The 19,788-nt window shown below is 43.4% G+C and carries 17 protein-coding genes and 4 tRNA genes; 5 read left to right on the top strand and 16 right to left on the bottom strand.

Annotated features, from left to right (window positions below; translation table 11 throughout):
- Positions 1-162: 162 nt before the first annotated feature.
- From hemC to PSF67_RS19525, 5 genes are all read left to right on the top strand, one after another.
- Positions 163-1,107 carry a hydroxymethylbilane synthase gene (gene hemC, locus PSF67_RS19545; RefSeq protein WP_166263943.1) on the top strand — a complete coding sequence of 315 codons (945 nt, stop codon included), beginning with the start codon at positions 163-165 and terminating at the stop codon, positions 1,105-1,107.
- Positions 1,104-1,859 carry a uroporphyrinogen-III synthase gene (locus tag PSF67_RS19540; RefSeq protein WP_272677502.1) on the top strand — a complete coding sequence of 252 codons (756 nt, stop codon included), beginning with the start codon at positions 1,104-1,106 and terminating at the stop codon, positions 1,857-1,859. Before hemC ends, PSF67_RS19540 begins: the two co-directional genes overlap by 4 nt.
- A gap of 3 nt (positions 1,860-1,862) precedes the next feature.
- A complete protein-coding gene (gene hemX / locus PSF67_RS19535; protein WP_166263939.1) occupies positions 1,863-3,131 on the top strand; it encodes a uroporphyrinogen-III C-methyltransferase in 1,269 nt (422 codons plus the stop codon).
- Positions 3,132-3,133: 2 nt separating this feature from the next.
- Positions 3,134-4,327 carry a protoheme IX biogenesis protein HemY gene (gene hemY / locus PSF67_RS19530; protein ID WP_102139877.1) on the top strand — a complete coding sequence of 398 codons (1,194 nt, stop codon included), beginning with the start codon at positions 3,134-3,136 and terminating at the stop codon, positions 4,325-4,327.
- A 319-nt stretch (positions 4,328-4,646) separates the two neighbouring features.
- Entirely contained in the window at positions 4,647-4,874 is a 228-nt protein-coding gene (locus PSF67_RS19525; RefSeq protein ID WP_272677501.1) for a hypothetical protein, read from the top strand.
- Positions 4,875-5,698: 824 nt separating this feature from the next.
- On the opposite strand, the gene PSF67_RS19520 is transcribed toward PSF67_RS19525, so the two are convergent.
- The 16 genes from PSF67_RS19520 to wzzE all read right to left on the bottom strand — a co-directional run bounded on the left by PSF67_RS19520 (position 5,699) and on the right by wzzE (position 19,781).
- Positions 5,699-5,775, bottom strand: a tRNA-Pro gene (locus PSF67_RS19520).
- Between the two features lie 29 nt (positions 5,776-5,804).
- A tRNA-Leu gene (locus PSF67_RS19515) sits at positions 5,805-5,890 on the bottom strand.
- Between the two features lie 15 nt (positions 5,891-5,905).
- Positions 5,906-5,981: transfer RNA gene (locus PSF67_RS19510), tRNA-His, on the bottom strand.
- Between the two features lie 79 nt (positions 5,982-6,060).
- Positions 6,061-6,137: transfer RNA gene (locus PSF67_RS19505), tRNA-Arg, on the bottom strand.
- A gap of 167 nt (positions 6,138-6,304) precedes the next feature.
- Positions 6,305-7,681: a bifunctional threonine/serine APC transporter ThrP gene (gene thrP / locus PSF67_RS19500; RefSeq protein ID WP_102139875.1), complete on the bottom strand. Its 1,377-nt coding sequence runs from the start codon at positions 7,679-7,681 to the stop codon at positions 6,305-6,307.
- Between the two features lie 289 nt (positions 7,682-7,970).
- Positions 7,971-8,708, bottom strand: a complete 738-nt coding sequence (gene wecG / locus PSF67_RS19495) for a lipopolysaccharide N-acetylmannosaminouronosyltransferase (RefSeq protein WP_166264485.1) — start codon at positions 8,706-8,708, stop codon at positions 7,971-7,973.
- Between the two features lie 54 nt (positions 8,709-8,762).
- Positions 8,763-10,118: an ECA oligosaccharide polymerase gene (gene wzyE, locus PSF67_RS19490; RefSeq protein ID WP_094962456.1), complete on the bottom strand. Its 1,356-nt coding sequence runs from the start codon at positions 10,116-10,118 to the stop codon at positions 8,763-8,765.
- Positions 10,115-11,200, bottom strand: a complete 1,086-nt coding sequence (locus PSF67_RS19485; protein ID WP_102139874.1) for a TDP-N-acetylfucosamine:lipid II N-acetylfucosaminyltransferase — start codon at positions 11,198-11,200, stop codon at positions 10,115-10,117. Before PSF67_RS19485 ends, wzyE begins: the two co-directional genes overlap by 4 nt.
- Positions 11,197-12,447 carry a lipid III flippase WzxE gene (gene wzxE, locus PSF67_RS19480; RefSeq protein ID WP_102139873.1) on the bottom strand — a complete coding sequence of 417 codons (1,251 nt, stop codon included), beginning with the start codon at positions 12,445-12,447 and terminating at the stop codon, positions 11,197-11,199. Before wzxE ends, PSF67_RS19485 begins: the two co-directional genes overlap by 4 nt.
- A complete protein-coding gene (gene rffA / locus PSF67_RS19475; RefSeq protein ID WP_102139872.1) occupies positions 12,447-13,577 on the bottom strand; it encodes a dTDP-4-amino-4,6-dideoxygalactose transaminase in 1,131 nt (376 codons plus the stop codon). The genes wzxE and rffA overlap by 1 nt, the downstream gene beginning before the upstream one ends.
- A complete protein-coding gene (gene rffC, locus PSF67_RS19470) occupies positions 13,564-14,304 on the bottom strand; it encodes a dTDP-4-amino-4,6-dideoxy-D-galactose acyltransferase (protein ID WP_102139871.1) in 741 nt (246 codons plus the stop codon). The genes rffA and rffC overlap by 14 nt, the downstream gene beginning before the upstream one ends.
- A complete protein-coding gene (gene rfbA, locus PSF67_RS19465) occupies positions 14,282-15,163 on the bottom strand; it encodes a glucose-1-phosphate thymidylyltransferase RfbA (protein ID WP_102139870.1) in 882 nt (293 codons plus the stop codon). Before rfbA ends, rffC begins: the two co-directional genes overlap by 23 nt.
- 8 nt (positions 15,164-15,171) lie before the next feature.
- Positions 15,172-16,245, bottom strand: a complete 1,074-nt coding sequence (gene rffG / locus PSF67_RS19460) for a dTDP-glucose 4,6-dehydratase (RefSeq protein WP_272677500.1) — start codon at positions 16,243-16,245, stop codon at positions 15,172-15,174.
- Positions 16,236-17,498, bottom strand: coding sequence for a UDP-N-acetyl-D-mannosamine dehydrogenase (wecC, locus tag PSF67_RS19455; RefSeq protein WP_102139869.1), 1,263 nt, complete (start codon positions 17,496-17,498; stop codon positions 16,236-16,238). The genes rffG and wecC overlap by 10 nt, the downstream gene beginning before the upstream one ends.
- Positions 17,495-18,625, bottom strand: coding sequence for a non-hydrolyzing UDP-N-acetylglucosamine 2-epimerase (wecB, locus tag PSF67_RS19450; RefSeq protein ID WP_102139868.1), 1,131 nt, complete (start codon positions 18,623-18,625; stop codon positions 17,495-17,497). The genes wecC and wecB overlap by 4 nt, the downstream gene beginning before the upstream one ends.
- 97 nt (positions 18,626-18,722) lie before the next feature.
- Entirely contained in the window at positions 18,723-19,781 is a 1,059-nt protein-coding gene (gene wzzE, locus PSF67_RS19445; protein ID WP_102139867.1) for an ECA polysaccharide chain length modulation protein, read from the bottom strand.
- Between the last annotated feature and the right edge of the window lie 7 nt (positions 19,782-19,788).

Raw genomic sequence — 19,788 nt, 5'->3', positions numbered from 1 at the left:
TTTTGAATCTCTTTCTTGCATCATGGTAGAAAAAGTGAATCGGTGATAAACGATTCAAAGAGGGTTTTTTCACCTAACTGGAAAAAATATCCTTAACATGTTAAAACTAATGCCAATTGTATGGTTAATCTGCGGCATTCTTCGCCAGAGAAAACAGTAAAAATGACATCAACAAATATCGTGCGTATTGCAACGCGCAAAAGTCCTCTAGCCCTATGGCAAGCACACTTTGTCAAAGACAAATTAGAGCAGCTTCACCCGGGCTTACAGGTTGAATTAGTCCCTATGGTGACAAAAGGCGACATCATCCTTGATACACCTCTCGCGAAAGTTGGCGGAAAAGGGCTGTTCGTCAAAGAGCTAGAACTTGCTTTATTGGAAGGGCGCGCTGACATTGCCGTTCACTCGATGAAAGATGTTCCTGTTGAATTTCCTGAAGGCTTAGGGTTAGTCACGATTTGTGAACGTGAAGACCCTCGAGATGCCTTTGTTTCAAACCACTACGATAGTCTTGATGCATTGCCAGAGGGCAGTATCGTCGGGACATCGAGTTTACGCCGTCAATGCCAATTAAGGGAACTCCGCCCTGATTTAGTCATTCGCGACTTACGCGGCAATGTAGGAACACGCCTATCAAAATTAGATAACGGTGAATATGACGCTATTATTTTGGCCGTTGCAGGGTTAAAACGTTTGGGGTTAGAAACGCGAATTAAAACCGCCCTCGCTCCAGAACAGTGCTTACCTGCGGTAGGCCAAGGAGCGGTCGGTATCGAATGCCGTTTAAATGACAGTAAAACCCGTGAGTTACTTGCGAAGCTAAATAATAACGCAACCTCAACCTGTGTCCTTGCTGAGCGTGCGATGAATATGCGCCTTGAAGGCGGTTGCCAAGTCCCCATTGGCAGTTATGCTATTTGGCAAGATGACAAAATATGGCTGCGTGCCTTGGTGGGAGCCCCAGACGGCAGCGTGATTATTCGTGGGGAACGGCTCGTTTCTCCAAGCGAAGCTAACCAAGCAGGGGTATCATTGGCTGAAGAATTACTTGAGCGTGGTGCAAGGGAAATTTTGGCGGATGTCTATCAAGGAAACCCGCCTGCATGAAAGTGCTTGTCACTCGCCCTGAGCCTGCAGGTTCAGAGCTGATCACGGCAATCACTGCCAAAGGGGGAGAAGCCTTCTCCTCCCCTTTAATTCACATTGGCTCCGGCGCTGAATTAAATACCCTTATTTCTCAACTTGATAGCCTTACTGCGAATGATTTAGTCTTTCTTTTATCTAAAAATGCAGTCGAATACGCAAATTTAACGCTTGAACAAATGGCCCGTAGCTGGTCAGATAAGTTATCTTACTATGCAATTGGTCGTTCTACAGGGCAGTTTTTTCAACGGATAACCGGTAAAAATGTACGTTGGGCAGAGCAAGGGGAAACTAGTGAAGTACTCCTAACCCATTCGGATTTGCAGTTTCTTGAAGGGAAAAAAGCCCTGTTATTGCGTGGAAATGGCGGAAGAGAACTGCTTGCATCGACATTAAGGTCTCGTGGCGCACAAGTCGATTATTGTGAATGTTATGCAAGGCACCCTGTTCATTATGATAAAACCCAGTTCAATGACCAATGGTTTCAAACCGGTATTACCGATGTTGTGATCACTAGTGGTCAAATGTTAGCCTTGTTAGAAGAATTAATCACTGAAGAATACCAAACTTGGTGGTTTTCCCGCCGCCTACTTGTCGTCAGTGAACGGATTGCAGACCAAGCCCGCAAAAGTGGATGGCAAAAGGTCTGTGTAGCTAATAGCGCAGATAATAATGCTTTATTAGAAGCATTAATTTCAATCGATATGGGATGCTAATTTATGACGGAACACGATAAAACAACCGAGACGGTTACCCCAGAAGCTGGCGCAGAACAACAGCGCCCAAAAACTAAACCTTCTTCGGAACAAAAACGTTCTGGTCTGATAGGCGGTGTAATTGCTATCGCTATTATCATCGCTATTGGCGGTGGGTTGTACTATTTCACCCAACAAAGCAATATTAATTTAGCTAATGAAAACAATGAATTAAAGCAAAAGCTAAGTGACTTAGTCGAACAACAAAACTCAGACAGGCAACGGTTAGACGCACTAATTGCGGCTAATTCTGAAATAAAAAGCCATTCTCGTGAATATGAAGAGAACCTCAACCGTCGCATGCAAGAGTTGCAAGCACACGTCACGGCATTGTCCAGCGCTGATGTGAAGAGTTGGCTACTGGCCCAAGCTGACTTTATGGTCAAAATGGCAGGAAGAAAGCTGTGGAATGACCGCGACCCAGTAACCGCAGCCGTTCTGTTAAAAAGTGCAGACTCAAGTCTGGCAGAAATGAATGACCCGAGCCTACTCGACATTCGTAAGTCAATTAACAGTGATATGGCTAAATTAGCTGCGATCAACCAAGTTGACTATGACGGTATTATTTTACGTTTAAACCAGCTAAGTAATGAAGTCGATAACTTACGATTAGCGGATTTAAACAGTGGCGACGCGAAAAGTGAAGACAACGCTGACGTTAGCGATGACATCTCAGATTGGAAACAAAATTTGGCACGTAGCTGGAAAAGTTTTGCAAATGACTTTGTCACAGTACGAGCTCGTGATGGCTCAGAAGCCCCGCTTCTAGCCCCAAACCAAGATATTTACCTACGTGAAAACATTCGTTCTCAATTATTAATCGCAGCGCAAGCTGTACCCCGTTATCAAGAAGCCACTTACAAACAGTCATTAGAACAAGCTTCGACATGGGTAAGAGCCTATTTTGATACTGAAGCGCCTGAAACTAAAGCGTTCTTATCAACCATTGATGACTTAATCAATCAGCCGATTGACATTGAAATGCCTGACACCTTAGAAAGCCAAGAGAAGCTAGACAAAGTCATGCAAACTCGGGTTCGCAGCTTACTTTCTCAGTCGTCAGACAACACAAAAGTTAACGATGGTGCTGTTGATGCCGCAGCGGATGCGCCTGAAGTGTCAACAGAGGCGGCGGCCGATGCCGCAGTTCCTGCCACGGATACACAAAAAGCAGAATCAGCTGATAATCCTCACCCTTTTGAATCAGCAGAGCCTGCTGGCAATAGGGGGTAATTATGATAAAAGTCCTGATCCTATTTATAGTACTTATTGCCGGGGTGATCTTAGGCCCATTATTAGCAGGTCACCAAGGTTATGTTTTTATTCGTACTGACAATTATGACATTACAACCAGTGTAACCAGCCTCGTTTTAGGCTTTATCCTGCTCCAATTTGTGCTGTTGTTCCTCGGTTGGTGCTATCGCCGCTTTATCAGTACAACATCACGTACCAGAGGTTGGGTAAGTGGTCGTAAATACCACAAAGCACATACTCAAACACAAAAAGCGCTATTGAAATTAGCAGAAGGTGATTTCGAACAGGTTGAAAAGTTAATGAGCAAACATGCTGATTTCTCTCAACAACCCGTGATTAACTACCTAATGGCAGCTGAAGCCGCTCAACAACGTGGTGATGAATATCGCACTCACCAGTACTTAGATAGAGCCGCAGAAGCCGCGGGAAGTGACCAACTTCCCGTTGATATCAGCCGTGTCCGTATCCAATTAGCGGAAGGGGAAGTCCATGCTGCTCGTAATGGCATTGATAAACTTCTCGACAAAGCTCCAAGGCACCCCGAAGTACTGCGCCTCGCGGAACAAGCTTACTTACGTTCAGGCGCTTACCAGTCGCTGATTGAATTACTTCCGGTCATGGCCAAAGTACAGTTACACAATGAAGATGAGCTCGATGCACTGAAATTAAAGGCTTACAAAGGGCTGATGAACCAATATATGGCTGAAGGGGGTAGTGATGGGCTAAAAGCTTGGTGGAAAGCACAGCCTCGCCGAGTTCGTCATGAAACCGCATTGCAAGCTTTCTTAGCTGAACATTTAATTGAATGTGGTGATACTGCAAGTGCAGAAAAAATAATTATTGATGGCTTAAAACAGCAATATGATGAACGCTTGCTTCTGTTAGTACCGAAACTTAACAGTGAACGCCCTGAAGTTATCGAAAAAACCCTTTTACATCTGCAAAAACAAAACGGTGCCACCCCATTACTCAACAGTACATTGGGCGTTTTGTCGCTACAACACGCCCAATGGGACAAAGCAGAAACCTACTTTAAAGCTGCTTTGGCTCAACGTTTTGATGTGCAGGATGCATCATGGTTAGCCGATGCGTTTGACAAACAACATAAGCCTAGCGATGCGGCAAAAATTCGCCAAGACGCATTAAACCACTCATTAAAACAAGAACGAAACTAATACTCTTGTTTAGCCTCTTCTAAAAACTCCACTTATTTTAGTGGAGTTTTTTTATTCATAAGCTTAACTGCAACTACATTTACCTTCCCAAATAAAAACACAGAAAACAATTTAAATGCATTGCTTTAATCGCATTAAATCATCATAAAAGGAGAATATGAGGTTTATGATTGGCAACATTACAGATCAATAACTCAATGTTTAATCAATAATCGTTATTTAAGGATCAGCAAAACACACTTGGCTATGTTATAAAATAAACACATAGTGTATAAAGCTTTATATACATCTTTGTTTTGAATGAATTAGGGATATCGATATGAATGTAATTAAAACTATTTGGCGCTGGATTATTGCAACCCCAAACCGTTTACAAATATTCTTTGATCTTCTGCTGCTAGTATTATCACCTTTTGTTTTTATTATGGTTATTGGGTTTAACACCGAAGATCTTAGTAAAGACATTTTCATTATTACATTCATTATCCTCTGCTATACCTATATTACTCGCTGGTTCAGTAAATGGTTTAGTAAAGGTAAAAGCTAATACCTGTTTTATTTTCAGCCTCTTAGTTATTTTCTAAGGGGCTAAGTATTTTGTATAGACAAAAAAACACCTGCACAAGGCAGGTGTAAAATACAATCAGGTCTACAGACGGATGGTGCCTCACTCAACGTTTCGCCCGTTCGTTGATGGTAAGAGGATAAGCTCTTGATCATCTAAGTTGGACAATAGGCACCGATAATCGGCTTTGCGTCATCTCTGGGTTTATGAAGCTTCGCTGTCATAAGAAGTGAGATGAGCATCTACATATAGAATAATGCACAATGCATGCCAACTTTTTTTAAATGATATTTTTTAAGCTCGCTCTTTTAACTTCTCTCTCATCCCTCCGGTTTTACACATAATTTTTCTTCTTGGAAGTCAACCTCTCTAACATTAAAGAATGTACGCATCTGTTGCCCATATCTTGCTGTACTATTTTGTCGCAGTTTAGAGACACCATAAATGAGTTATTTATATTTTCTTATAAATCAACAGGTAATATGTCGCCTTTTGGCGACATCAATATAATGGATTGTATCTATTCTACGACACTAGCGAGATAGTCTGTTAAATTACAAATAAAAACAAGCAATTAACTATATCCAGTCACTAATTGAAAAACACCCTGAATATACTCTAGATAATTCTAGTTATGGCTAAACCGCAAATGAAGATATCCCGATGAACATACATAAGTATGTATGTAACCTGGGTAGCTGAACATAGCCAACAACACATGGCTTGAAGAATAAAGAATGAAGAGAGTATGAAAGTATAAGAATAGAAAGCAAAAAACCCGTCGATTAAGACGGGTTTCTTTAAATTGGTCGGCGAGAGAGGATTCGAACCTCCGACCCACTGGTCCCAAACCAGTTGCGCTACCAAGCTGCGCTACTCGCCGAATTTTTTAGTACTCATTACATTTCTTCGTGGTGCGAAAGGGGGGACTTGAACCCCCACGTCCATAGGACACTAACACCTGAAGCTAGCGCGTCTACCAATTCCGCCACCCTCGCAATATCACAAAAAAATGGGGTGGCTAATGGGACTCGAACCCACGACAACTGGAATCACAATCCAGGGCTCTACCAACTGAGCTATAGCCACCATAACTTCACTTTTTTCAAAGCGTTGCTATATTACTACATACAACGTCATTTTGCCAACCGTAGCGAAGCGCTAAAACTGGTGCGCCCGACAGGATTCGAACCTGAGACCTCTGCCTCCGGAGGGCAGCGCTCTATCCAGCTGAGCTACGGGCGCTTAACGCCGTTGCGGGAGAGGATAGTACGGATTTATCCTCCTTCTGTCTAGTCCTTTTTGAAATAAAAATATCGATTGCTTGCCTTTTATCCATTTCGTCGAGAAAGAGAGCATATTTACCCTCTTTTTCACTGTACCACTAATAAAAATCAGCCAAAACACGGCGATTAAACTTTTGCATTACGGTTATTGAACAGACGAATGATGAAATAAAGCAGGGAAACGCCCCCTAAAAAGATAGCTCCCACGATTAAAGATAAGCGAGTATCTGGGTTAATCGCCATTCCAACCAAAACGCAGGCTAAAAATAGTAAGGTTACATAGTTAACCCATGGAAAAAGAATCGATTTGAAAGGGTGTCCGATAAGTTTTTCTTTGTTTTGTTGTCGAAAACGGATTTGGCTGGTCAATAGCACTAGCCAAGGCACCATTCCGGGTAACACACTCGCACTATAGACATACACAAAGACTTTCTCTGGATTCGGTATGATGTAATTCAGGCTTGATCCGGCCACTAAGCAAAGGATAGTAAAACCTACACAACGTGCCGGCACACCGTTCTTTGTTAATTTCAATAATGAGCGAGGCAACTGTTTATTTTGCGCTAAGGCATACAGCATCCGTCCACCACTATACATCCCGCTATTACAGCCAGATAACGCTGCGGTTAACACCACAAAGTTAATCACCGCTGCGGCAGATACAATACCGACTTTCGCAAAGGTGAGAACAAATGGACTACCTTGAGAACCCACTTCAGTCCACGGAAACAGCGTTACAACAATAAAGATAGCGCCCACATAAAAAATTAATATGCGCCATAAAATATTATTGATCGCCTTTCTTAACGTGACTTGAGGATTTTTCGCTTCACCCGCAGTGATCCCAACCAGCTCAACCCCTTGATAAGAGGCCACAACGATACACAAAGCAAATAAGAAGCCTTTCCAGCCCCCGGCAAAGAAACCACCATGTTCGGTAAGGTTCGCAAGCCCAATCGGCTCAAAGTTATTACCCAGACCAAAAAAAATCAGTCCTAAACCAATTAAAATCATCACCACAATCGTGGTCACTTTGATCATGGCAAACCAGAACTCAAGCTCTCCATACAGCCGTACAGCGGCTAAGTTAGCTAATGCCACTAATACCACTGCAATAATGGCAAAAATCCATTGCGGTACGTCAGGGAACCAATATTCGGCATATACGCCAATGGCCGTGATCTCAGAAATACCGACAGCCACCCACATAAACCAGTAGCCCCATGCGGTGAGACATCCCCAAAATGGACTTAAATATTTATAACCAAACGAAGCAAAAGAACCCGTTACAGGCTCAAGAAATAGCATTTCCCCCATTGAGCGCATAATGAAGAAAACAAAAATTCCTGCGATGATATAAGCCAGCAAAACAGAAGGTCCCGCCCATTTTAGTGTACTGGCGGATCCCATAAATAACCCAACGCCAATAGTTCCACCGAGCGCAATCAGCTCGATATGGCGTGCTTCTAACCCACGTTGAAGCCCCTGCTGTGGATTTCCCATACATACCCCTGTCAAAGTTAGATATTTAAAATGCAGTTTTAATTGAAACTCAGTTAGTAATAATCACTGCAATTATTTGAAAAGCATTAATTAGGCGATTAAAAAAATGCCATAGCCGCAAGATTAAGCACAAACTGGTGCGAATATGATTATTTTTGAGGGATTATAGAAATATTTGAAGGAAGAGACCAGTAATTCGGAGAATTCAGACCGCAAGCAAAAGTTTAAGCCTACTTGCGGTCAGTAAAATACATCGATAATAACGATAAAAATCAAATAATTACAAAAATTACAGCTTGCCACCGTAATAGTAGCCTAAAAATTTCAGTAATTTAAACTGACGAGTAATACGAGAAGGTTGAGATAATAAGCGATACAACCATTCCAGACCTAAGTTTTGCCAAACTTTCGGGGCGCGTTTAACATGCCCTGTAAACACATCATAAGTCCCCCCAACACCCATATATAACGCATCAGGGTGGACTGTTCGGCAATCACGCATAAACAGTTCTTGTTTCGGGGAACCCATCGCAACAGTAACAATTTTGGCACCACTTGCACGAATACGTTCGAACAATGCACTTCGGTCTTCAGCAGTAAAATAACCGTTTTGCGAGCCAACAATGTTCACATTCCACTGCGAGCGCAGCTTGCTTTCGGTTTGTTCTAGGATTTCTGGTTTGCCACCCACTAAGAAAACCGGCGTACCTTCTTTACCGGCTCTTTCCATTAAGCCTTCCCATAAGTCAGCACCAGCCACGCGGGAAACTTCAGCTTGGGGATATTTACGGCGAATAGCACGGACAATACTAATTCCATCAGCATACAAATATTCGGCTTGGCCTAGTAATGTATTTAAAGCCGTATCTTGTTCAGCGATCATCACTTTTTCTGCATTAATCGCAACGAGTGTTCCCGTTTTCGTTTCCCCATCAGCAAATAAGTAGTCTAAAAAGTGGGCCATATCTTTAAAGCCCCAAATATTATGACCACGAATACTATATTGTGGAATAGATGATTGTGGAATAGATGACTGTGTAACTGATGAAGACTGAGTTGATGACGATTCCATGATACTCCTTTAGCGGCTTTCACGCTGTTGGCTTCTTAAAAAAGAAGCTGTTTTTGTGCGAATAAGCCCTGCACTTTCAAATAACCAATACAGTAATTTTGCTAACACCAGACACAGTCCGAATATTAAGCAAAAGAAAACCACCCGTGAGACGAAAGAATCCACGCCTTCACGCGCTAAAACAATAATGTTAAAAATGGCGCCAAAACAAAATGCCTGCATAATGGCGGCCTTATAGCGATTCGGTTCTTTCAGGCTCATGCCATAGATCCAATCAAACCATTTGATGATAAGCCCCACAACGATGGCTCCGAGAGGTATAAAAATCACCCCGCCCATCACCACTAATGAACCAATCAGTGTTGGCGAAATTGCCAGCCCAGAATGGTTGTTGAGCACTTCCCACGTAAAATAGTTGGCAGAATTCAATACCGTATCTGGACGTTCTGGCCAAACCCAAGAAGGAATAAAAACATAAAAGTCACGGATAATCGGCGCTAGGCCTTGAAAATCCATCTCATCGTAATGGCTCAGCAGCAATGCTAAGTTTTCCCACGGGGAGAATGTGTCCCGCGTTAAGTACAAGAAAGTGTAATACGCTTCAGCACCACTGACATCTAGGCCATAGCGTTTTAAGGCTAACCAGAACATCCCTACAATACTGGCGACCCCAGCCGCGGCTAGCATCCACAGCGTAATCCAACCTCTGACAATCCCAATAAATAAGAACAGCGCGAAGGCAATAATGATATTCGCTCTTGTTCCCCCGACGATAACATAGGTTAAGAAACCAAATGCAACGGTACTAACAAGAAAGAAAATCCAGCGTTTCTGTGTTGGCCGCAAGAAATAAACAATCAACATTGCAGGAATGAAGAAATAGAAAAAGCGTTTTAATGCCACGCCAGAAACTTGGCTGGAGAAAATTTGGCTATAGGATTTTAACTTAAACAGCAAAAAACCGTTCTGCATGAAAAAGATACCTACTGTCACGACAGCAATCAGAATCAATAACAGACAGGTTAAATTCGTTTCCACTTTGTTCATGCTAAACAACGCACGCCGTGGTGCATCCGGTTGCCTAGAAAGCCGTGTTTTATAAGCGACATAATAAATCGCATAAAAACTGGTTGCCGCTAGTTGGGCGTAAAGTAAGTAATCCGCCTTAACAACCGCAACATCAAATTGAAACACTAACGCACAGGTTAATGGAAAACCAAAGTAAAACGTCAATAAATACAGCATTGAGAAGAAAATATTGAAGTTAAACCGAGCACGTAAAAACTCTTTGTATAGCAAAGTACCAATAAAAATAATTGATATCAGGTAGACCAGTGCTAAGCCGCCTAATTCCGTCAGCGTCATGCTCGCTCCTCCACGGCTCTGAGAACGGCTTTCCAGCCCTCAGTAAAGTTGGGAGCAAAAAATTCAATATGGTGTTTATCTAATAAACTCATTTGGCGCTGAGCTTCGTCCACCAGCGGTATCGTCAGGTTGTCACCATAGAAAAACACAGGGACATTTTGAGCAGTTAAATCCTGCCAGAACGTATTTTGACGGCTGATTACAAACGGAATGCCAAATTGGATCAGCAAACAAACCGTTCCCACCCCTTGTTGGCGATTAAAAATAAAATAGCCAAGATCACAGGATTTGAGCAAATTCAGGTACTCGCTAAATTCCATGCGCTCTTTCAGGATTTCGACTTGTCCTGAAGTAAACTCACTATTTGCAGCCTGTTCGACTTGTTCAATATAGCCTTGGTTATTGGCAGGATAGCCCATTGGGACAATCACCTTAACCTCATCACCAAATTGCTGTTTAATCGCACTCAGTGCCTCTACATGGCGATTCGAACGGTCACCTGAGTTACCCAACAAAATAGTCAGTTGAGCGCCTTCACGCACCTTAGGCTCGCTTATTGTTAATGCAGGGTCCATTCGTGTTGGAAAATACAACACTGTCGCAGGTACTTTCGGGTTCGACTGGTGGAAATAACACAAATCCCCGCGTGTAGCACACACGTGCCCTACTTTTTTCTGCGCTAGACGACGTAAGATATAGAATAACTTAAATTTTAATGAGCTAGACTCTTCATAGAGGTCAGCTCCCCATATATGCCACCAAAACTGATGGGATTTGATTTGGCCAAATAACAGCGCTAACCAAATAGGCGCATTGAATTGCCCATGAAAGAAAAAGCGAGTACGGCGATTTGCCTTGGCACGCTGTATAACACTATTGGCAATAGCCTGTTTATTCGCAAAAACATCTATTTTTAGCTGAGGATAAGCGTCAGCAAGCTGCGCATCGTCGCTTACGACCATAAAATGCGGTGTTGATGACGGAGCGATTTCTGCTTGGCAAATGACGTCATTAAAAAACGTCAATACCGTCTGATTGTGGTGTGGGAGGTTCGATCCCAGTACATGTATTAAGGTTGTCATGCTCGCCTACGGTAAATCAAAAATACGCAACAACATAAGGTAAAATAGACAATATAAGTGGCCATATAAGCCTGAGTTGCACCTACTGCGCCATGTTCAGGGATTAGCCAATGCGCAAAACCCGTTAATAATATAAATTGACTCACTTCAGTAAGGACATAAAAACGCAATGCGGCTTTGGCAATAACCAAATAGCCAAATACGTAAGCCCCCACTTTCAATACATCGCCGACCAGCTGCCATGCAAACAGGTCTCGCATACCTGTAAATTCTTTTGAGAACAGCAACCAAATCGCAAAATCACGTAGTAACCAAACCGTAAAACTGACAACCGCAACGGCAGGTAAAACAAATTTCAATGCTTTAACAATTTCGGCTGAAATTTCATTTTTATGTTGCAAACGCGATAAAGTCGGCAACAAATACACTGAAAATGTCGCGGTAATAAACTGCAAATAGGCGTCTGAAATGGTGGTCACTCCGGTCCATAACCCCACTTCATCCCAACTATAGGTTTGGGCGAGTAGGTTTCGCATCATGATATAAGCGACTGGCAACGTGACTGCTGTTAACATCGCCATGACCGTAAATTTGCCTAAATTAGTCGCAATCGCTTTGTCCCATGCGGGCTTCAATGACGATAACGCAAATTGCTTACGTTTAATTACCATCCCAGCCGCAGGCAGTACCACGAGTGCAGGCACTAATGCTAACCCTGCGAGAGCGCCTTCATACCCACCAACCAGATAGCATAAATAATAGGCAACAACTCCGATTATGCTACCCAAAATAATGGCTAATGCGTTTGCCGATGCGTCTCGGTAGCCCTTCAAAATAGCCAGGAAATAGTTCGCATACGCGATACCCATTTGAATTAAAGCGACTATTTGAATAACCGAGCTGTATTTTTCACTATCAAACAACGCTACGCTGATTGGCGCACTGCAAAGTAAAAAGATAAGCGCAAGTAGCGCTGAAAACCCTAGAATAATCGTCGATGACGTTCCCAGAACCGCACGTAATTTTTGTGGGTCTTGGTGGTGCTCTGCAACATATTTTGTGACACCATTGAAAATCCCTGCACCAGATAACACCCCTAGTACAGTAATCAATTGGCGGAAGTTACCCGCTAGCCCCACACCGCTGGGCCCAAATGAGACTGCAAACAACTTAACGATTAACAGGCCTACCCCGATTTTAATCAGGGTAGAGCCAGCAGTCCAAACCGATGCTTTAGCAAGAGACATTAGGCAAAGAACGCTTTGATTCGCTCAATGACTGTCTGCTGTTCATCATCAGTCATGTTGTAGAACATCGGTAAACGCACTAAGCGGTCACTTTCTGATGTTGTATATTTATCTTCACCATGGAAACGGCCAAACTCGATACCCGCAGGGCTAGTATGCAATGCAACATAGTGGAATACCGTCAAAATACCATGGGATTTCATATAATCATTGAACTCGGTACGCTCGTCGATATCTTTAAGTTTGATATAGAACATATGGGCATTGTGTTTTAAGCCTTCTGGCACAGTTGCTAAGACTAAACGTCCCGCATCAACCAATGGCTGCAACGCTTCATCATAACGTTTCCATAATAGTAAACGGCGGTCGTTAATTTTGTCCGCTTCTTCTAACTGTGCCCATAGGTAAGCCGCTTGCAAATCAGACAATAAGTAGCTTGAGCCGATGTCACGCCATGTGTATTTATCCACTTGGCCGCGGAAAAATTGGCTACGATTCGTCCCTTTTTCACGGATCACTTCTGCACGGCTAATCAAGTCTTTATCATTGATAAGCGTTGCCCCACCTTCACCGCCTGAAGAGTAGTTTTTCGTTTCATGGAAGCTATAGCAACCAATGTGGCCGATGGTCCCCAGCGCTTTGCCTTTATAGGTCGACATCACACCTTGTGCCGCGTCTTCAATCACGAATAAATTGTGTTTTTTCGCAATGGCCATAATGGTGTCCATCTCACAAGCAACACCTGCATAGTGAACAGGAACGATGGCACGCGTACGTTCAGTGATTGCGGCTTCAATTTTAGTTTCATCAATATTCATGGTATCTGGGCGGATATCAACGAATACGATTTTCGCGCCACGTAACACGAATGCATTAGAGGTTGATACAAAAGTAAAGCTTGGCATGATAATTTCATCACCCGGCTTAGTATCAATCAGGATCGCCGCCATTTCTAATGAGGCCGTACAAGATGGCGTTAACTGCACTTTCGGGCAATTAAACCGTTTTTCCATCCATTCTTCACAACGTTTCGTGAAGCCACCGTCACCACACAGTTTGCCACTTTCCATGGCTTGTCTCATATACTCTAATTCAGTACCTACAACGGGTGGTTTATTAAATGGAATCATGTTGTCCCCTGTATAACCAATAGGCGGTACTGACAATTGCTGCACCGCTACGTGAATAAAGATTTAATGCCGCAACATTACTGATTTGCGTGGCCACATTTAACTGTCTTTTTTGGTGTTCCACACACCAATTAAATGCTGCTGACATCAACTTACGCCCCACACCTTGCCCTTTCGCTTCTGGCATTTTCGCTAGTAGGCCAACCCGCGCAGTTTCAGCATCCAGATGCCGTAAACTCACAAAGCCCAATATCGCACCAGACGCATCTTTAATCAGTAAACAAGTGTGGTCAAACGTGCCAAGTACTGATTTTTCTATCCACAACGCATAAAACTGACCGCTATCACCATCACGATACCAAGGTGCTCTAAAGCGGCTTTTGCTAAAGACAGACTCAGCGGCTTGTCGCAACGTAGGAATATCATCCACTTGTGCGACAACAATGCGATCTTCCGCTGTTAAACCTGCCTTTAAATAAGCATTTTCTGTGCCAATAGTCAGCGCGAAATCGATTTCACCTTCAACAAATGAAAAACCCATACCGGCTAAATCGTCAATCAGCTGCGTTTCAGACGCAGCGACTTTTGCTTGCACGATATCGTATTCATTTATTTGATAAGCAAGGAGGGTTTCGAGATTATCCCCCGTAAAATTCAACTTTGCCGTTGAGCGATGAAAAAATTCGCTCTCCCATGGCAAGCTCTCAATACTGGCGCGGACGGACACGTAATAAATCCTCTAAATATTGCCCATAACCTGTTTTTTTCAGCTGTTGTGCTGAAAAAGCGACTTGTTCATCTGTCAGCCAGCCGTTACGCCACGCGATTTCTTCCAAACAAGCAACTTTGAAACCTTGACGTTTTTCAACGGTTTGCACAAAGGTTCCCGCCTCAATGAGGCTATCGTGGGTGCCTGTATCTAACCAAGCAAAGCCGCGACCGAGCAATTCAACGTTTAGTTCGCCACGTTCTAAGTACATTTGGTTAATCGACGTAATTTCTAACTCGCCACGTTCAGAAGGTTTGACTTGTTTAGCAAATTCAACCACTTGTGAATCATAGAAATATAGCCCTGTCACCGCCCAATTCGATTTAGGCTTAACGGGTTTTTCTTCAATCGACAGTGCTTTAAAATTATCGTCAAATTCCACGACGCCAAAACGCTCAGGATCCATCACTTGGTAACCAAAAACCGTTGCGCCTTTTACTCGTTCAGCAACAGATTTCAATTTTGGGCTAAATGAATGGCCGAAAAAGATATTGTCGCCCAATACTAAACAGCACGAGTCACCATTGATGAACTCTTCACCGATGATAAACGCTTGTGCAAGGCCGTCTGGTGATGGTTGCTCCGCATAGCTCAGCTCAATCCCAAACTCGTGGCCATCCCCTAATAAACGCTTAAACATCGGCAAATCGTCAGGGGTAGAGATGATTAAAATCTCACGGACTCCCGCTAACATCAGAACTGAAAGCGGGTAGTAAATCATCGGCTTATCGTAGATAGGCAATAACTGTTTAGAAATACCGCGAGTGATAGGATGCAAACGCGTCCCCGACCCTCCCGCTAATATAATACCTTTCATACTGTCACCTAATTTCCTAGACCTAAACGCTCGCCCGCATAAGAACCGTCTTGTACGCGGCGCCACCACGTTTCATTGTTCAAATACCACTGCACTGTTTTGCGGATACCTGATTCGAAGGTTTCTTGTGGCGTCCACCCCAATTCACGCTCAATTTTCGCGGCATCAATGGCATAACGCATATCGTGCCCCGGCCGGTCTTTCACATATGTGATTAAGTCACGGTAGTGCACCACACCTTGTGGTTTTTGCGGGTGCAGCTCTTCAAGCAGCTCACAAATCGTTTCTACAACATCAATATTACGGCGCTCATTATGGCCACCAATATTATAGGTGGTGCCAGGTTGCGCGGTTGTCGCAACTAAATGCAGTGCGCGTGCATGGTCTTCAACAAACAGCCAGTCACGAATTTGCTCACCTTTACCATAAACTGGCAGAGGTTTGCCTGCTAAGGCGTTCAAAATAATTAAAGGGATCAATTTCTCAGGAAAATGATACGGCCCGTAGTTATTTGAACAATTAGTGATCATCGTTGGCAGGCCATAGGTTCTTTGCCATGCACGAACTAAATGGTCACTCGATGCTTTCGATGCGGAATAAGGGCTACTTGGTGCATAAGGCGTGGTTTCTGTGAAGAAACCATCAGGCCCCTCGAGGTCACCATAAACTTCATCTGTTGAGATATGGTGAAAACGGAAAGCCGCTTTTTTCTCATCATTCAGTGCAGACCAGTAATGACGAGCCGCCTCTAACAGTGTGTAAGTCCCCACAATGTTAGTTTCGATAAATGCCGCAGGGCCATCAATTGAACGGTCAACATGGCTTTCTGCCGCTAAATGCATCACAGCATCGGGTTGATATTTTTCAAAAACAGCATCTAATGCAGCTCTATCACAAATATTCACCTGCTCAAAAGCATAGCGCGGGTTATTCGCAACCGTTGCAAGAGACTCTAAGTTACCTGCATAGGTTAAACAATCCAGAACCACTGCGCTGTCGTCAGTATTTTCAATAATATGACGAACAACAGCAGAGCCGATAAACCCGGCGCCTCCAGTGATTAAAATGCGTTTCAACGCCATACTCCTTTTGTATCCACGACCCATTTTTGTGGGATCGCAGAACCTTGGATGCCTTTGAACATATTGTGGTCAACTAACATTAAGATCACATCGGCTTCATTAACGGCTTGTTCAATCGAAACCAGCTCAGAAATACCTTTTAAAGAGGTCGGTAATTCATGGATGTGTGGCTCAACCGCATACGTTTTACCTGGGTTCCAGTTCGCCACCATTTTGGTGATGTGCATTGCTGGGCTTTCACGTAAATCATCAATATTCGGTTTAAATGACAGTCCGAAACAGGCAATTGTCACTTCACTGGCTTTTTTACCCGTTTCCACTAAGCAATCAGCCACTGCCGCTTTCACTTGGTCAACAACCCAAATTGGTTTGCCATCATTGACTAAACGAGCGGTATGAATAAGACGTGATTGTTTTGGATTTTGCGCAACAATAAACCATGGGTCAACCGCGATGCAGTGCCCACCAACCCCCGGGCCTGGCTGCAAAATATTAACGCGTGGATGACGATTCGCGAGGCTGATTAACTCCCACACATTGATGTCTTGTTCAGCACAAATTAATGACAATTCATTCGCAAAAGCAATATTCACATCGCGGAAGCTATTTTCCGTTAACTTACACATTTCCGCGGTTCTTGAGTTAGTAATTACACACTCACCTTCAAGGAAAATATTGTATAACTCACTAGCACGCAGGGAGGATTTTGGGGTCATTCCACCAACAACGCGGTCATTTTTAATTAATTCGACCATCACTTGGCCTGGTAACACGCGCTCAGGGCAGTATGCGACATCGATATCGGCTTCTTCACCTGCTTGGTGGGGGAAAGTTAAATCAGGGCGAGCAGCTGCCATCCACTCTGCCATTTGCTCTGTTGTTCCTACTGGCGATGTGGACTCAAGGATGACTAAATCGCCTTTCTTCAATACTGGAGCAACTGACTCAGCGGCAGCACGTACATACGCGAGGTCAGGTTCGTGTTCGCCTTTAAATGGCGTAGGCACAGCAATCAGATAAGCATCCGCAGGTTGCGGCTTAGTAAAGGCTTTCAGGTGGCCTTCTTCAACTGCCTTTTTGACCACGATATCCAGTTCTGGCTCCACGATGTGGATTTTACCTTGATTAATAGTATCAACGGCATGTTGGTTAACATCGACACCAACCACTTGTTTTTTACGTGATGCAAAGGCTGCTGCTGTTGGTAAACCAATATAACCAAGGCCAATAACAGAAATAGTTTCAAAACTCATAATTTCACCTGATTACTTTTCAATGCTGCAAGAATACGCTGACAAGCATGACCATCCCCATAAGGGTTATGTGCGCGGCTCATTTCGTGATACTCCGCGTCATCTGTCAGTAACCGATTAACTTCTTTCACAATTTTTTGTGTGTCTGTTCCCACAAGACGAACCGTTCCTGCATCAACTGCTTCTGGTCGTTCTGTGGTATCTCTCATTACCAAAACAGGCTTACCGAGAGAAGGCGCTTCCTCTTGAATACCGCCTGAATCTGTTAAAATTAAATAAGCATGATTCATTAAATAAACAAATGGCAGGTAGTCTTGAGGGCTAATTAAAATAATATTATCAATATCATGCAGTATACGTTTAACAGGCTCACTCACATTTGGATTTAAGTGAACTGGGTAGACAACTTGCACATCTGGATGTGCTTGTGCAATTTCTGCCAGCGCATGACAAATCCGCTCAAAACCACCACCAAAACTTTCACGACGGTGGCCTGTGACTAAAATCATTTTTTTATTTGGGTCGATAAACGGATAGTTTGCGGCCAGTTTTTCCATCATGTACTGGTCGCTCATGACTTTATCACGTACCCACAATAGCGCATCAATAACACTATTTCCGGTGACAAAAATATGGCTGTCAGGAATAGATTCTTTTAACAGATTTTGGCGTGAATTTTCAGTTGGGGCGAAGTGATACATTGCTAAATGCCCAGCAATCTTACGGTTTGCTTCCTCAGGCCATGGGGAATACAGGTCTCCTGTACGTAACCCAGCTTCAACGTGCCCTACAGGTATACGATGGTAAAATGCCGCAAGGCTAGTTGCCATCGTCGTTGCGGTGTCGCCATGAACAAGAACAACATCCGGTTGAAAATCAGCAAAAACGCTTTTCAACCCTTCAAGAATACGACATGTGATATCAGTTAAATCTTGCCCTGGTTTCATAATATTGAGATCGTAATCTGGAATGATCTCAAACAGTTTCAGTACTTGATCTAGCATTTCACGATGCTGTGCTGTAACACAAACTTTGGCTTCAAAGTCTGCATCTTCAGCTAATGCATGAACCAGTGGTGCCATTTTAATGGCTTCAGGTCGTGTGCCGAATACAGTCAATACTTTCACAGTGACTCTCTTATATTTATCTTTCGCAGTGAGCTGCTTTTGTAATCTTAATAACTTTATATGCCACTGGTAAATTCACCAGTGGCTTATCCCAAAATCAAGATGGGCGGCGGCGAGCAAGTACCACACCGGCACCTACTAACATCCCTATGGCTCCCCATAGAACCATCATAAAGGCTCGACGAGGACTATCGCGTTTAACGGGCTCTTCAGGCGTTCGTAAATAGCGATATGCTTGAAAATTATCTTGGAGGGTAGGCCCTACGCTCAATGTTGATAACATGGCAATATTTTGATCGTAATCACTATCGTGATCGGGCCCAGTTGCTTTCAATGTTTCAATCTGTGCTTCTAATAAAGGGGCACCTAACATAAACATTTTAGAATCTGGAATTTCATCCACAGGCGTTGCACTTTGATTACGCACAATACCTTGTTTTTCAGCAACTTTTAGTGCTTGTTCTAAAGCATTCAAACGACGTTCATAAGCAGCCTTTGCCACCATGTCTTCGCGTTTAACCAATGCCTTCATAGATTGCATTTTCGTAGCCCAAGTGCCTTTAATTTCATCATTGAGATTCGTTGTCGCACGTTGGTTAGCGAACTGAGTATATTGACGCAGCAACTGGTTCGCATCAGCGGAAGTTTCCGCCACTAACTTAATGTTATCTGTTAAATTTTTGACTTCATCTGCTGGCGTAAACTCAATATCGTTGATGAGCTCATCCAATAATGCGGCATCTGCTTTAGGGTCATTCTCTAAACGCTGCTTATAGTAATCTGTATTTAGCCAAAACTGACGACGCGTATCATAAGAGCCGAGCTGCTTGGTGAATTCTTGATAAGCTTCTTTTGCGATTGTCGGTAATTGCCCTTCTACTCCCGTATTATTAATACGGGAATCGAGGTTGCGCAGAAATTGTTGCTGAGAATAGTAACTTCCCAGATTATTGACGGTTGGTAAATCCGTAATTGCTGTCGCACTCCACTTTGGCTGCATAAAATAGGACGCTCCCAAGGCAATTGCAGCAAAAATAACGGCAAATGCAACGATCCAAATTTTACCTTGCCACAGTGAGCGACATAAACCACGGATATCCAATTCCGGCTCTATTGGCGATTGATGCTGACTCGGTTGTGTTTCTGAGTTATTCACTGCACAG

Source organism: Providencia sp. PROV076, assembly GCF_028483405.1.
GTDB lineage: Bacteria > Pseudomonadota > Gammaproteobacteria > Enterobacterales > Enterobacteriaceae > Providencia > Providencia huaxiensis.
The sequence above is the reverse complement of the archived record's forward strand: the minus strand, read 5'-3'. Positions and strand labels throughout refer to the sequence as shown.